The organism is Microbacterium sp. PRF11 (genome assembly GCF_031844085.1).
Taxonomy (GTDB): domain Bacteria; phylum Actinomycetota; class Actinomycetes; order Actinomycetales; family Microbacteriaceae; genus Microbacterium.
In genome coordinates, this window is the sequence record NZ_JAUZUP010000004.1 from 78,314 (window position 1) to 92,653 (window position 14,340).

Genomic DNA, 14,340 nt, shown 5'->3' on the forward strand with positions numbered 1-14,340 from the left:
GCTTCCGGGGCGCGGATCACCCGAGGGTGTTCCGCGCCCCGTCGTCGATCATCGGGCTGATCGTCGGTGCGCTGCTCGCGGTCGTCCTCCTGGGGGATGCCGCGCTCCGCGCCGGCGTGGCCGAGATGCTCCTTCTCGCACCGTGGATCCTGTTGGCCCTGTGGGCGGTGTACGCGCTGCTGTTCGCCCCGCACGTGCGCATCGACGCCGACGGCATCCGCATCCACAATCCGTTGCGGGTCGTCGAGATCGCGTGGGGCCGGGTGACCGACATCGACATGCGGTGGCAGCTCGAGGTGCGCACCGATGAACCCCGCACCTACAAGGCGTTCGGCGGGCCGGTGGCCGGTCGTCCGGGCCGCCCGCCCCTGCGCTCCGGAGGGGACCGTGCGCGGCGCGAGCCGCCCGCGATCCGTGACCTGACGGTCATCCAGGACGCGTGGGAGTCGGCCCGTGCGACGGCTCCGACGGACGGGGCGGTCCGTCGCTTTTGGGACATTCCCTCAGCGATTTCCCTGCTCGTCCTGGTCGTCTGGGTTATCATCGCTTTGTTCATTTCCGGCGGTGTCCGCTGAGCGCAGTGCTGCTCTCGACGTAACCGTTCGTGACAAAGCGCCACGTAAGGGCTTTGTTACGGTCGTGAAAAGTGTGTTCCCCCGGCACGCCGTTCGCGCAGGAGCCGACGTAGGGTCTTCTCAGATCCTTAGCCAGGCGAACGAATAGGCGGGGGTCTCGACGGCGAGAGGACCACCATGACGCTTCACCCCGGCACTCTGCGGACGGGCTCGCGCTCGTCATGACGCTGTACGTTCTGCGACGGTTCCTGAACTACGCCGTCCTGAGCCTGCTGGCGACGTGCCTGGCCTACGTGCTGGGCAGCGCGCTGCTGCGGCCGCAGGATCGCTTCTACGGCATGAACCCGCGTCCGCCGGAGGAGTCGATCATCGCGAGCCTGGACGCTCTCGGTGCCAATCCCGACGTGCCGATCATCGTGCGCCTGTGGAACTGGCTGGTGAACCTGTTCACCCGGTTCTCCCTGGGCTCCACGATCGGCGGACAGGACGTGATGTCGGAGATCGCGGTGCGCGCGGGCACGAGCCTGCGCCTGCTGCTGATCGGGTCGATCCTCGGTGCCATCCTCGGCGTGCTGATCGGCGTGCTCGGCGCCGTGCGGCAGTATCGCGCGAGCGATCAGATCACGACGTACTCGTCGTACCTCATCTTCGCGACGCCCACCTTCGTCATCGGCGTGCTGCTGATGATCGGGGCGACGTCGTTCAACAACGCGCTGGGCACGCAGGTGATCCGCTTCACCGGCGAGTACACCGCGGGGATCGAGGGGTTCTGGCCCGTGCTGGTGGACCGAGCCGTGCACCTGCTGCTCCCGACCATCGCGCTCGTGCTCGTCAGCGCGGCATCCTTCTCGCGATACCAGCGCAGCATGATGCTCGACGTGCTCGGTGCCGACTACATCCGCACCGCCCGCGCGAAGGGGCTGCCCCGCACGCGCGCGCTCTTCCGCCACGGTGTGCGCATCGCGCTCATCCCGATGTCGACCTTCTTCGCCTACAGCTTCGGCACGCTGATCGCGGGTTCGGCCATGCTCGAGATCGTCTTCTCGTGGCGCGGGATGGGCCAGTTCCAGCTGCAGGCCGTCACACAGCAGGACATCAACGCGGTCGCGGGGTCGACCCTTTTCGTCGCCGTTCTCGTCCTCATCTCTTCGACCCTGTCGGAGATCCTCTACGCCACTCTCGACCCGAGAGTGAGGAGCTGACATGACCATGCAGGAAGAGGCTCTCGACGGCACGCTGGTCGCCACCAGCCCCGTCACCCGGGAGCGCAAGCCGTTGTCGCGCGGAGCGCTCGTGCGTGCGCGTCTGAAGAAGATGCCGCGATTCTGGGTGGGTGGCGGCATCCTCGTCTTCATCGTGCTGTGGGCCTTCATCGGTCCGCTGCTGTACCCGTACGACGCGACGCAGCGCGACTTCCTCAACGTCGGCCTCGGTCCCACCCAGCTGCACTGGTTCGGGACGAACGGCATCGGGCAGGACATCTACGCCCAGACGCTCGTCGGCCTGCAGAAGTCGCTCATCATCGGCGCTCTCGCGGGGATCGGTGCGACGCTGATCGCCGCCGCGGTCGGCTCGGTCGCGGGCTACCTCGGAGGGAAGGTCGACGCGGTCATCGGGTGGGTCATCCACCTGCTGCTGGTCGTCCCGTCCTTCTTCATCCTGGTGCTGCTGAGCCCGCTCACCCGCGGACTGTCGTGGCTCGCACTGACCTTCTTCCTGGCCGTCTTCAGCTGGATGATCCTCGCGCAGGTCGTGCGCAACCAGACGCGGTCGCTGCGTAATCGCGACTTCGTGCGCGCCGCCCGCTACATGGGCATGCCCACGCGGAAGATCCTCGCGCGCCACATCATCCCCAACATCGCATCGCTGCTGATCATCGACGCCACTCTCGGCATCGTGGCGGCGATCATGGCCGAGACCTCGCTCAGCTACTTCGGCTTCGGCGTGCAGGCCCCCGACGTCTCGCTGGGAACACTGCTCGCTGCCGGCACCTCGGCCGCCGTCACCCGCCCCTGGCTGTTCGTGTACCCCGCCGGCGTGCTCATCGCGCTGCTGTTGGCCATCAGCCTCATCGGCGACGCCCTGCGCGACGCCATCGACCCCACCTCGGGAGCGAACCGTGACTGACACCCGATCCGCCACTCTGCTGTCCTCGAGCGCCCGCACGCCTCTGCTGTCGGTCCGCGACCTCAGCGTCACCTTCCCGCAGCGCGACGGCGCCGACGTGCGAGCCGTGCGCGGCATCTCGTACGACGTGCACGAGGGCGAGTTCCTCGGCATCGTCGGCGAGTCCGGTTCGGGCAAGAGCGTCTCGTCGCTCGCCGTCATGGGATTGCTGCCCTCCACCGCGCGCGTCGAGGGCGACATCGTCTACGACGGCCGGTCGCTGCTGACGATGAACGACGCCCGGTTGTCGAAGATCCGCGGAGCCGAGCTCGCCATGGTCTTCCAGGACCCGCTGTCGGCACTGACCCCCGTCTACACCGTGGGCGACCAGATCTCGGAGGGGCTGCGTCTTCACGACCGTGCCCTCAGCGCCCAGGCCGCGCATGCCCGCTCCGTCGAGCTGTTGAAGCTCGTCGGCATCCCGGATGCCGAGCGCCGGGCCCGCGCGTACCCGCACGAGTTCTCCGGCGGTATGCGCCAGCGCGCGATGATCGCGATGGCGATCGCGAACGACCCGCGCGTCATCATCGCGGACGAGCCGACCACCGCGCTCGACGTGACGATCCAGGCGCAGATCCTCGAGGTGCTGCAGAAGGCGCGCGAGGTCACCGGCGCGGCCGTCGTCCTCATCACGCACGACCTCGGGGTGGTCGCCGGCCACGCGGACCGCGTCGCGGTCATGTACGCGGGCAAGCTCGTCGAGCGCGGCAGCGTCGACGAGATCTTCCACGATCCGCACATGCCCTACACCGTTGGCCTGCTGCGCTCGGTGCCCAACATGCGCACCGCCGGTTCCCACCGTCTCGTGCCGCTCGAGGGGCGACCGCCGTCCCTCGCCGCACTCCCGAAGGGGTGCCCGTTCGCGGCTCGCTGCCCGATCGCGATCGATGCCTGCCACGACGTCGAGCCGGAGCTGGTCGGACACGGCCCCGCCCCCGACCACGTCGCCGCGTGCATCCGGGCGGACGAGATCGCGTCGGGCAGCCTCGCGCGGCCCGACATCTTCCCGCGTCCCGAGGCGCTCGGCGAGGTGCCGCCGCCCCGCCCCGACGTGACGCCCGCTGTCGAGGTCACCGACCTCGTCAAGCACTTCCCGCTGATGAAGGGGGCCGTCTTCCCGCGGCGGATCGGCACGGTCCGCGCCGTCGACGGCATCTCGTTCTCCATCCAGCCCGGACGCACGATGGGTCTGGTGGGGGAGTCGGGATGCGGCAAGACCACGACCATCCTCGAGATCATGGAGATGGTCGCCCCGCAGTCCGGATCCATCCGCATCAACGGAACGGACGTGGCCACCGCGGGTCGCAAGGACAAGGCGACCCTGCGCAAGGGCATCCAGATCGTGTTCCAGGACCCGATGGGCGCGATCGACCCGCGCCTGCCGGTCGGCGAGGTCATCACCGAACCACTGCTCGTCCAGGGCGTGCCCCGCGCCGAACGCGACCGCAAGATGACCGAGCTCCTCGAGCTCGTGGGTCTGGACCCGAACATGTCGGACCGCTACCCGCACGAGTTCTCGGGCGGTCAGCGCCAGCGCATCGGCATCGCCCGGGCGCTCGCGACCGACCCCGCGGTCGTTGTCCTCGACGAGCCGGTGTCGGCGCTCGACGTGTCGATCCAGGCCGGTGTCATCAACCTCCTCGAAGACCTCAAGGAGCGGCTCGGTCTGTCGTTCCTCTTCGTCGCGCACGACCTCGCGGTGGTCCGGCAGATCGCCGACGACGTCTCGGTGATGTACCTCGGTCGCATCGTCGAGCAGGGCCCGGTCGACGCGGTGTTCGACGACCCGCGGCATCCGTACACCAAGGCCCTCATTTCGGCCGCGCCCATCCCCGACCCGCGGGTCGAGCGCGGGCGCACCCGCATCCTGCTCGACGGCGACCTGCCGAGCCCGACGCAGGAGATCTCGGGATGCCGATTCCGCACGCGGTGCCCGCTGTACCGCCTGCTGCCCGACGCCGACCGGCGCCGGTGCGACTCCGACGACCCGGGTCTGCGCCCCCAGGCGCATTCCCGGGTGGCGTGTCACCACGCCGAACGGTCCGACCTCGTCTTCGAGCGGGCGTCGGCCGCATCCCCCCGAACGTCTCCGACCGACGGCACCACGTCGCCGGGGGCCCTCACCGATCACCAACGAGAGGAATGATCACATGATCCGCAAAGCGAAGGGCCTGGGCGCACTCGCGCTGCTGGGCGCCGCCGCCCTGGCGATCGCCGGTTGCGCGCCGGGCAACACCGCACCTCCCTCGGCCAATCCCGAGGACCAGAACTCTCTGCCCTCCACCGCGTGGCAGCGCGCCGACGCCGCCGACGTGCAGGACGGCGGCGACCTGACGCTCGCCGTCGACTCGCTGCCCGTCAACTGGAACAACTTCCACATCGACGGCAACGAAGCCAACACGAATGACATCGTCGCCGCGATGCAGGGCGGTCCCATCAAGATCGACGAGTCGGGCAAGCCCGTCGTCGACGAGAACTACGCCTCCTCGGTCGAGCTGACCAACGAGAGCCCCCAGACGGTCGAGATCAAGCTGAACCCGGATGCCAAGTGGGAGGACGGCACGCCCATCACGGTCGCCGACTATCAGGCGACCTGGAAGGCCAACAACGGCACGAACCCCGACTACGTGGTCATCTCCACCACCGGATGGGACCAGATCTCCTCCGTCGAGCAGGGCGAGAACGAGTTCGACGTCGTCATGACCTTCTCGTCGGTCTACGCCGACTGGCAGGGCCTGCTGAGCCAGGTGCTCCCGGCCAGCGTGGGCAACGACCCCACCGCCTTCAACACCGGCTACCTGACCACGGCGTTGCCCTCGTCGGGACCGTTCAAGCTCGCGTCGCTCGACACCACCGCGGGCATCGCGACGCTCGACCGGAACCCGAACTGGTGGGGCCAGACCCCCAAGCTCGACACCGTCGTCTTCCGCGCCGTGAGCCAGGACCAGCAGGGCACGTCCTTCAGCAACGGCGAAATCGACGCCCTGAACATCTCGGCCAACGCCGACCTGTACCAGACCGCTCAGAACGTCCAGGGCGCTCAGATCCAGGCATCCAACGGTCTGACCTGGACGCACATCACGATGCGCGCCTCGGACGGCCCGCTCGCCGACGTCAACGTGCGCAAGGCCGTGGCATCCATCGTCAACCGCGAGCAGATCGCCACCACAGCGAACTCGCCCGTCGGCGTTCCCGCGATCACGCAGGGCAGCTACGTCTTCATGCCCGGTCAGGACGGCTACACCGATGAGGCGCTGCCGTACGACATCGACGCCGGCGCGCAGTACCTCGAGGACGCCGGCTACACCAAGGACGGCGACTCCTGGGTCAAGGACGGCACGCCCCTGAGCTTCTCGGTCACGGTGCCGGCCGACACCGCCACCAACATCCAGCGCGCCGAGCAGATCCAGGCCGACCTCGGCGAGTTCGGCATCCCCGTGGAGCTGAACGCCGTGCCCGTCGGCGGCTACTTCAGCGAGTACATCATCCCCGGTGACTTCGAGATGGTGACGTTCTCGTGGCGCGGCACCGCGTACCCGATCTCGTCGAGCGAGTCGCTCTTCTCGCCGGTCGACTCGGCGCAGAACTACACTGGCATCACCGACGACCGCCTCGCGGGCCTGTGGGAAGAGGCCAACACCGAGCTCGACCCCGACGCCCGTCTGCAGACGGCCGAGGAGATCGACAAGGTGCTGTGGGAGTACGTGCCGATCATCCCGATCGCGCCGCTGCCCGAGGTCTACGCCGTCTCCGAGGGCCTCGTGAACTGGGGCGCTCGTCAGTTCGAGACGATCGACTGGACGATCGTGGGCTTCGCGAACGCGTAAGCCCCGTACGAGAAGGGCGGGATCCTGCGGGGTCCCGCCCTTTTTCCGTTCCTGAACGCCACCTGCCGGGAGTGTCGTGGGCGCCCGGTAGACTGTGACGGCCCGATTCCGGGCGCAACCCCGAATTTTCCTGGAGACCCTCCATGGCGCACGCCCTCCGTCCTGACCTCCGCAACGTCGCGATCGTCGCGCACGTCGACCACGGCAAGACGACCCTCGTCGACGCCATGCTCCGCCAGACCGGCTCGTTCGGCGACCACGCGCACGTCGAGGAGCGCGCGATGGACTCGAACGACCTCGAGCGCGAGAAGGGCATCACGATCCTCGCCAAGAACACGGCGATCGAGTACAACGGCGTCCACACCGAGGTCCCGGTGACGATCAACGTCATCGACACCCCGGGCCACGCCGACTTCGGCGGCGAGGTCGAGCGCGGCCTGTCGATGGTCGACGGCGTCGTCCTGCTCGTCGACGCGTCCGAGGGCCCGCTGCCCCAGACCCGCTTCGTGCTGCGCAAGGCGCTCGAGGCGAAGCTCCCCGTCATCCTGCTGGTCAACAAGACCGACCGCCCCGACGCCCGCATCGCCGAGGTCGAAGAAGAGGCGCACGACCTGCTGTTGGGTCTCGCGTCCGACCTCGTCGACGACGTGCCCGACCTCGACGTCGATGCTCTGCTCGACGTGCCGGTGGTCTACGCCTCCGGCCGTGCGGGCGCGGCATCCATGAACCGTCCCGACAACGGCGCGCTGCCCGACAACGACGACCTCGAGCCGCTGTTCGGTGCGATCCTCGAGCACGTCCCGGCTCCCGCCTACGACGACGAGGCGCCGCTGCAGGCGTGGGTCACCAACCTCGACTCCTCGCCGTTCCTCGGTCGACTTGCCCTGCTGCGCGTCTTCAACGGAACGCTGAAGAAGGGCCAGACCGTGGCCTGGGTGCGCGCCGACGGCACGACCAGCAACGCCCGAGTCACCGAGCTGCTCAAGACCCGTGCCCTCGAGCGTTTCCCCGCCGAGTCGGCCGGCCCCGGCGACATCGTCGCGATCGCCGGTTTCCCCGACATCACGATCGGCGAGACGATCGCCGACCCCGAAGACGTGCGGCCGCTCAAGGCGATCACGGTCGACGACCCGGCCATCTCGATGACCATCGGCACCAACACCTCGCCGCTCATGGGCAAGGTCAAGGGCCACAAGCTCACCGCGCGCATGGTGAAGGACCGCCTCGACCGCGAGCTCATCGGCAACGTCTCGCTCAAGGTCGTCGACATCGGACGCCCCGACGCGTGGGAGGTCCAGGGTCGCGGCGAGCTCGCCCTGGCGATCCTCGTCGAGAACATGCGTCGCGAGGGCTTCGAGCTCACCGTCGGAAAGCCCCAGGTGGTCACCAAGCGCGGCGAGGACGGCAAGCTCAAGGAGCCCTTCGAGCACCTCACGATCGACGCCCCCGAGGAGCACCTCGGCGCGATCACGCAGCTCATGGCCGCCCGTAAGGGCCGCATGGACAACATGACCAACCACGGCACGGGCTGGGTCCGCATGGAGTTCGTCGTGCCCTCGCGCGGTCTCATCGGCTTCCGCAGCGAGTTCCTCACCATCACCCGCGGCACCGGCATCGCCAACGCGATCTCGCACGGCTACGACGACTGGGCGGGATCCATCACGACCCGTCAGAACGGTTCGATCGTCGCCGACCGCATGGGCGTCGTCACCCCCTTCGCGATGATCGCGCTGCAGGAGCGCATGAGCTTCTTCGTGCAGCCCACCGAGGAGGTCTACGAGGGCATGGTCATCGGCGAGAACTCGCGCGCCGACGACATGGACGTCAACATCACCAAGGAGAAGAAGCTCACGAACATGCGTTCGTCGACCTCCGACTCCTTCGAGTCGATGACGCCCCCGCGCGTGCTCACGCTCGAGGAGTCGCTCGAGTTCGCCCGCGACGACGAATGCGTCGAGGTCACGCCCGAGAAGGTGCGCATCCGCAAGGTCGTGCTCGACGCGACCGAGCGTGGCCGCGCCGCCTCGCGCCTGAAGCGTCAGGATGCCAACGCGTAAGCGTTCCCGTCCGCGAACGGCCCCGCCCAGCCTCGTGCTGAGCGGGGCCGTTCGCCGTCTCCGCTCGGCGGTTCTGCCCCGTCGAGTGTCCAGAACACCCGGGCGTTCGTGAGATCTCTCCGGGTGTCCTGGACGCTCAACGCGCGCGCGTCGGCGCATCCGCCGTCGAGTGTCCGCGACACGCCGTCGCGCGGCGCGACCACGCGGCGTGTTCCGGACATTCGAGACCGGATGCCGTGACCCCGGCCCGACGCGAGGTCGTCAGCGTGACTCGACGACGCAGACGGCGCTCATGCCGGGCGTCAACGCCTCGAACACGTGCGGGGCGTCGCCCGCGTAGGAGAGGTAGTCGCCCGGGGAGAGCTCGTAGGGGTCGTCGGCCGGTCCCGCGAGTCCGCGTCCCGACACCATGACGAGGTGTTCGATCGTGCCGCGGGGATGGGGGTCGGATCGGCGGGGTGCGCCGGGTTCGGCGGACAGCAGGTAGATGTCGCGACGCGCGTGCGGAGGGCTGGCCGAGAGCAGGACGGCGATGTAGTCGGATGCCGAGGATGCCACGGCCGTGCCGGCCTCGCCCGCACGGATGAGCGTGGGGGAGTGGGCGCCCTCATCGACGAAGTCCGCGAAGGGGATCTCGAGGGTCGTCGCCAGCGCCCACAGCGTCTCGACGCTCGGGTTGCCGCCGCCGTTCTCCAGCTGCGAGATCGTGGCCTTGGCCACGCCCGCACGTCGGGCCAATTCTGAGACGCTCAGGTCACGGCGTTCTCGCTCGCGGCGCAGGGTGGAGGCGATGCGCTCGCCGAGATCCGTCATGCGTTCATTATGCTCGCCGATCGTTCGACTTGACGAACGATGCCGCGTCGTTCACGATGATGTTCATGCGTTCGTTCTACCGAACACCGGCGGGTGTCGCGACGCGGCAGGGACTCGCCGTTGCTCTGGCGACGAGCGCCTACGGCATCTCCTTCGGCGCCCTCTCGGTGTCGTCCGGGCTCGACCTCTGGCAGACCTGCGTGTTGAGCCTGCTGATGTTCACCGGCGGCTCGCAGTTCGCCTTCGTCGGCGTCATCGCCGCCGGAGGGCTGGCGGCGGCGCCCGCCGCGATCGCCTCCTCGGCGCTCCTCGGTGTCCGCAACGCCGCCTACGCGATGCGCATGGCCCCGGTCGTCGCCGGCGGGTTCTGGCGGAAAGCGCTGGCCACGCATTTCACGATCGACGAGTCCGCCGCGGTCGCTCTCGCGCAGGGGGAGTCGCGCGCACGCCAGACGGGGTTCTGGGTCACCGGCGTCGCCATCTGGGTCGGATGGAACCTGTCGACCCTGCTCGGCGCGCTCCTGGGCGACGTCCTCGGCGACCCCCGCGCGTACGGCCTCGACGCCGCCGCGGCGGCGGCGTTCCTCGCTCTCCTCTGGCCGCGCCTGCGCGGGCGGCAGCCGCTCGCAGTCGCCGCCGGGGCCGCCGTCGTCGCCGCGCTGCTGACCCCCGTGCTCATGCCGGGGATCCCCGTCATCGCCGCCGCCGGCGTCGCCGTCGCGGCGGGACTGTTCGACCCGCGCTCCCGCGCATCCACGCGAGAGAAGCGGATGCCATGACCCTCTGGACCGCGGTGCTCGTGGCATCCATTCTCTGCGTCGCACTCAAGGCGGTGGGCTACCTGGTGCCGGCCCGCTGGATCGAGGCGCCTCGGCCGGCCCGCATCGCCGACCTGTTGACCGTGGCGCTGTTGTCGGCGCTCGTCGTGGTGCAGACGCTCGCGGTGGGCTCGTCGATCGTCGTCGACGCGCGCGTACCGGCGGTCGGTGTCGCGGCCGCGCTGCTGTGGGTGCGGGCACCCTTCCTCCTGGTGGTCGCGGCGGCCGCGGCCACCGCGGCTCTGCTGCGCTTGTGGGGGTGGGCGGCCTGACGGGCGCTCCCAGCCGGGCCATCGGCGACGCTTCTAGACTCGGCGGGTGAGTTCCACGATTCTGCGCATCGTCGGTTGGGTCGTCGCCTTCCTCGTCGGCGCCTTCTACGGCGCCGCCGGCACGGTCGGTCAGGCCTTCCTCATCGGCCCGCTCCCGGTCGGGCTCCTGCTCGCGACCATCGGCAGCGCGGCGCTCCTCGTGGCGCTGCGCACCCTCACCGGCGACCGCGTGAACGCCCTCGCCGGCGGCCTGGGCCTCACCGCCGCGACGTACCTGTTCTCGCAGGTGGGCCCGGGAGGCTCGGCCATCGTGGCCGCACCCACCGCGGGAACGGAGTGGGTCCCGCTCGTGTGGACCGTCGTCGGACCGGCGCTGATGGTCCTCGTCGCGCTCTGGCCCGACTTCTCGAAGCTGAGCGACTCCTCGCGTCCGGCCGAATCTTAAGCTCCGCGTCACGCGGCGGGGCTCCCGCCTCGCGCGCGGCTAGACTGGGCCTGTGACTTACGTGATCGCCCTCCCGTGCGTCGATGTCAAAGACCGCGCCTGCATCGACGAGTGTCCGGTCGACTGCATCTACGAAGGCGAGCGGTCGCTCTACATCCACCCCGACGAATGCGTCGACTGCGGTGCATGCGAGCCGGTCTGCCCCGTCGAGGCGATCTACTACGAAGACGACCTGCCCGAAGAGTGGTCCGACTACTACAAGGCCAACGTCGAGTTCTTCGACGACATCGGTTCCCCCGGTGGTGCGGCGAAGGTCGGCGTCATCGCGAAGGACCACCCCGTCATCACCGCGCTGCCCCCGCAGAGCCACTGACCCGTGGGCGTCGCCGATCTCGCCGACTACCCCTGGGACGCCGTCGCTCCCTACGCGGAACGCGCGCGGCGCCACCCCGACGGGATCGTCGACCTCTCGATCGGCTCGCCCGTCGATCCGACCCCCGCGGTCATCGCCGAGGCTCTGGCCGACGCCACCGATGCGCACGCCTATCCGCAGACCGCGGGAACCCCGGCCCTGCGTGAGGGGATCGCCGAGTGGTACCACCGCCGTCGCGGCGTGCCCGACCTGAGCGCGGAGAACGTCCTGCCCACGGTCGGCTCGAAAGAGCTCGTGGCCCTGCTGCCGCTGCTCCTGGGCCTCGGCCCCGGCGACGCCGTCGTGCACCCGCGGGCCGCGTACCCCACCTACGCGGTCGGTGCGCGTCTCGTGGGCGCCGAGGCCGTGGCATCCGATGATCCCGCCGACTGGCCCGTGCATACCCGGCTGGTCTGGATCAACTCCCCGGGCAACCCCGACGGCCGCGTCCTCTCGGTGGGCGAGCTGCGGGATGCCGTGACCCGGGCCCGTGAGATCGGTGCGGTCCTCGCGTCCGACGAGTGCTACGCCGAGCTCGGCTGGGACGCCCCGTGGGACCTCGAGCGCGTCCCGAGCGTGCTCGACCCGGCCGTCGTGGAGGGCGATCTCACCGACGTGCTCTCGGTGTATTCGCTGAGCAAGCAGTCGAACCTGGCCGGCTATCGCGCGGCGTTCCTCGCCGGCGACCCGCGTCTCGTCTCGCGTCTGCTCACCGGTCGCAAGCATCTGGGGCTCATGCCTCCCGCGCCCGTGCAGCGGGCGATGGCCGTCGCCCTCGGCGACGACGCGCACGTCGCCGAGCAGCGCGAGCGCTACGCCCGCCGACGCGCGCAGCTGAAGCCCGCCGTCGAGGCGGCCGGGTTCACCGTCGACCGCAGCGAGGGCGGCCTGTACCTCTGGGCGACCGAGGGTCGCGACGCGTGGGAGAGCGTCGGACGCCTCGCCGACCTCGGCATCCTGGTGGGTCCGGGGCACTTCTACGGCACGCATTACCCCGACCACGTGCGCTTCTCGCTGACGGCCACGGATGAGCGGATCGCCGCCGCGGCGGACCGCCTGAGGGGCTGACCAGGAGGATCCCTCCATTCGATGGGGTCATCCTTTAGCGGTGTCATCTGTACGTCGGAGTGACTACTAGGCTGTAAAGGCAGGTCGCGCGGGGTCATCCTCCGTGCGCCCCGCCGACCCGGATGCCATTCCCGTGGCATCCACCGGTCGAGAAGATCGCGGGGCTCCGCAACCCCCCGCGTTCGACCACACGGGCGACCAGAAATCGCAAGGAGGCGCGGTGAGCGACGCGGGCACGCAGCAGGACAAGGCCACTCTCACGGTAGGGGGCACCACCGCCGAATTCCCGGTCCTGCGCGGCACCGACGGCGCCCCGAGCATCGACATCGCGTCGCTGACCAAGCAGACCGGGCACACCACGCTCGACTACGGCTTCGTCAACACCGCGTCGACGAAGTCCGACATCACCTTCATCGACGGTGATCAGGGCATCCTCCGCTACCGCGGCTATCCGATCGAGCAGCTGGCCAAGAACAGCACGTACCTCGAGGTCGCGTGGCTCCTCATCTACGGCGAGCTGCCCTCCGCCGACGAACTGGCGTCGTTCGACGAGCGCATCCGCCGTCACACGCTCCTGCACGAAGACCTCAAGCGCTTCTTCTCGTCGCTGCCGCCGACCGCGCACCCCATGTCGGTGCTCTCGGCCGCCACGGCGGCGCTGTCGACCTACTACGAGGCCGAGTCCGACCCGCACAACCCCGAGCACGTCGAGCTCAACACCGTCCGCATGCTCGCGAAGCTCCCCGTGATCGCGGCGTACGCGCACAAGAAGAGCATCGGTCAGGCGTTCCTGTACCCCGACAACTCGCTGTCGTTCGTCGACAATTTCCTCAAGCTCAACTTCGGCGTGCTGAGCGAGATCTATCAGGTCAACCCGGTCATGACGAAGGCCCTCGACCTGCTGCTCATGCTGCACGCCGACCACGAGCAGAACGCCTCCACGTCGACGGTGCGCCTGGTCGGCTCGACCGGCGCCAACCAGTTCGCGTCGATCTCCGCCGGCATCCAGGCCCTTTCCGGCCCCCTGCACGGCGGTGCCAACGAGGCCGTGCTGCAGATGCTCGGTCGCATCCGCGACTCCGGCGAGAGCGTCGAGCGTTTCGTGGAGCGCGTCAAGAACAAGGAAGACGGCGTGAAGCTCATGGGCTTCGGTCACCGCGTCTACAAGAACTACGACCCGCGCGCGAAGCTTGTGAAAGAGGCGGCCGACGAGGTGCTCGAGGCACTCGGCGTCAGCGACCCGCTGCTCGACCTCGCCAAGGAGCTCGAGCAGATCGCCCTCGAGGACGACTACTTCAAGGAGCGTCGCCTGTACCCGAACGTCGACTTCTACACCGGCGTCATCTATAAGGCGATGGGCTTCCCGACGCGCATGTTCACGGTGCTGTTCGCGATCGGCCGCCTGCCCGGCTGGCTCGCGCAGTGGCGCGAGGCCATCACCGACCCGCAGACCAAGATCGGCCGCCCGCAGCAGCTGTACACGGGTGCCGCCGAGCGCCAGTACCCCGGCGTCTGAGTCGCGTCGAACGCCCCGTCCCTCTCGCGAGGGGCGGGGCGTTGTGCGTGTATCGGGGTGCGTGGCGGTGGGGTCGGGCTGTCGGGCGTCCGGACGAGTGTCGCGCGGGCGTGTGTCGGGCCGGGTGCCGGGGGTGTGTCCCGAATTGTGCGGTCGGCGGGCGGCGCTGCCGGGGGTGTGTCCCGAATTGTGCGGCTGGCGGGCGGGGCTGCCGGGGCCGTGTCCCGTTTTGTGCGGTTTGGCGGGTCGCTGGGCAGCCGCAAATGGGACACGGTCCGCACAAAGTGGGACATCGTCTGCGCGGAGCGGGACGCGCCCGCGCGCGCGGGGGAGAAAGCCCACGCGCGCGGGGGAGAAAGGATGCCGAGCGG

The 14,340-nt window shown here is 69.3% G+C and carries 13 protein-coding genes; 12 read left to right on the forward strand and 1 reads right to left on the reverse strand.

What is annotated here, in order from left to right:
• Positions 1 to 26: 26 nt before the first annotated feature.
• The 6 genes from Q9R20_RS11790 (at position 27) to typA (ending at position 8,625) form a co-directional block, all read left to right on the forward strand.
• On the forward strand, positions 27 to 575 hold the full coding sequence (locus Q9R20_RS11790; RefSeq protein WP_311249520.1) for a PH domain-containing protein: 549 nt from the start codon (positions 27 to 29) through the stop codon (positions 573 to 575).
• A gap of 221 nt (positions 576 to 796) precedes the next feature.
• Complete coding sequence (locus Q9R20_RS11795) at positions 797 to 1,777, forward strand: ABC transporter permease (protein ID WP_311249521.1); 981 nt, start codon at positions 797 to 799, stop codon at positions 1,775 to 1,777.
• Between the two features lies 1 nt (position 1,778).
• Positions 1,779 to 2,702 (forward strand): ABC transporter permease, encoded by a 924-nt coding sequence (locus Q9R20_RS11800; RefSeq protein ID WP_295840434.1) that lies wholly within the window; start codon positions 1,779 to 1,781, stop codon positions 2,700 to 2,702.
• Positions 2,695 to 4,887, forward strand: a complete 2,193-nt coding sequence (locus Q9R20_RS11805) for an ABC transporter ATP-binding protein (protein WP_311249522.1) — start codon at positions 2,695 to 2,697, stop codon at positions 4,885 to 4,887. Before Q9R20_RS11800 ends, Q9R20_RS11805 begins: the two co-directional genes overlap by 8 nt.
• Positions 4,888 to 4,891: 4 nt before the next feature.
• The gene (locus tag Q9R20_RS11810; protein WP_311249523.1) at positions 4,892 to 6,568 is read left to right on the forward strand and encodes an ABC transporter family substrate-binding protein; all 1,677 of its coding nucleotides are present in this window, start codon (positions 4,892 to 4,894) and stop codon (positions 6,566 to 6,568) included.
• Positions 6,569 to 6,711: 143 nt separating this feature from the next.
• Entirely contained in the window at positions 6,712 to 8,625 is a 1,914-nt protein-coding gene (gene typA, locus Q9R20_RS11815; protein ID WP_311249524.1) for a translational GTPase TypA, read from the forward strand.
• A gap of 261 nt (positions 8,626 to 8,886) precedes the next feature.
• Here typA and Q9R20_RS11820 read toward each other — a convergent pair whose 3' ends face one another.
• Positions 8,887 to 9,438, reverse strand: coding sequence for an XRE family transcriptional regulator (locus Q9R20_RS11820; protein ID WP_311249525.1), 552 nt, complete (start codon positions 9,436 to 9,438; stop codon positions 8,887 to 8,889).
• A gap of 65 nt (positions 9,439 to 9,503) precedes the next feature.
• On the opposite strand from Q9R20_RS11820, the gene Q9R20_RS11825 reads away from it, so the two are divergent.
• From Q9R20_RS11825 to Q9R20_RS11850, 6 genes are all read left to right on the forward strand, one after another.
• The gene (locus Q9R20_RS11825; RefSeq protein WP_311249843.1) at positions 9,504 to 10,217 is read left to right on the forward strand and encodes an AzlC family ABC transporter permease; all 714 of its coding nucleotides are present in this window, start codon (positions 9,504 to 9,506) and stop codon (positions 10,215 to 10,217) included.
• A complete protein-coding gene (locus tag Q9R20_RS11830; RefSeq protein WP_311249526.1) occupies positions 10,214 to 10,528 on the forward strand; it encodes an AzlD domain-containing protein in 315 nt (104 codons plus the stop codon). Before Q9R20_RS11825 ends, Q9R20_RS11830 begins: the two co-directional genes overlap by 4 nt.
• A 46-nt stretch (positions 10,529 to 10,574) precedes the next feature.
• A complete protein-coding gene (locus tag Q9R20_RS11835) occupies positions 10,575 to 10,973 on the forward strand; it encodes a DUF6113 family protein (protein WP_311249527.1) in 399 nt (132 codons plus the stop codon).
• Positions 10,974 to 11,025: 52 nt separating this feature from the next.
• Positions 11,026 to 11,346: a ferredoxin gene (gene fdxA / locus Q9R20_RS11840; protein WP_013586172.1), complete on the forward strand. Its 321-nt coding sequence runs from the start codon at positions 11,026 to 11,028 to the stop codon at positions 11,344 to 11,346.
• Positions 11,347 to 11,349: 3 nt separating this feature from the next.
• Positions 11,350 to 12,453, forward strand: a complete 1,104-nt coding sequence (gene dapC / locus Q9R20_RS11845; RefSeq protein WP_311249529.1) for a succinyldiaminopimelate transaminase — start codon at positions 11,350 to 11,352, stop codon at positions 12,451 to 12,453.
• 220 nt (positions 12,454 to 12,673) lie between these two features.
• Positions 12,674 to 13,969 (forward strand): citrate synthase, encoded by a 1,296-nt coding sequence (locus Q9R20_RS11850; protein WP_311249530.1) that lies wholly within the window; start codon positions 12,674 to 12,676, stop codon positions 13,967 to 13,969.
• Positions 13,970 to 14,340 lie beyond the last annotated feature (371 nt).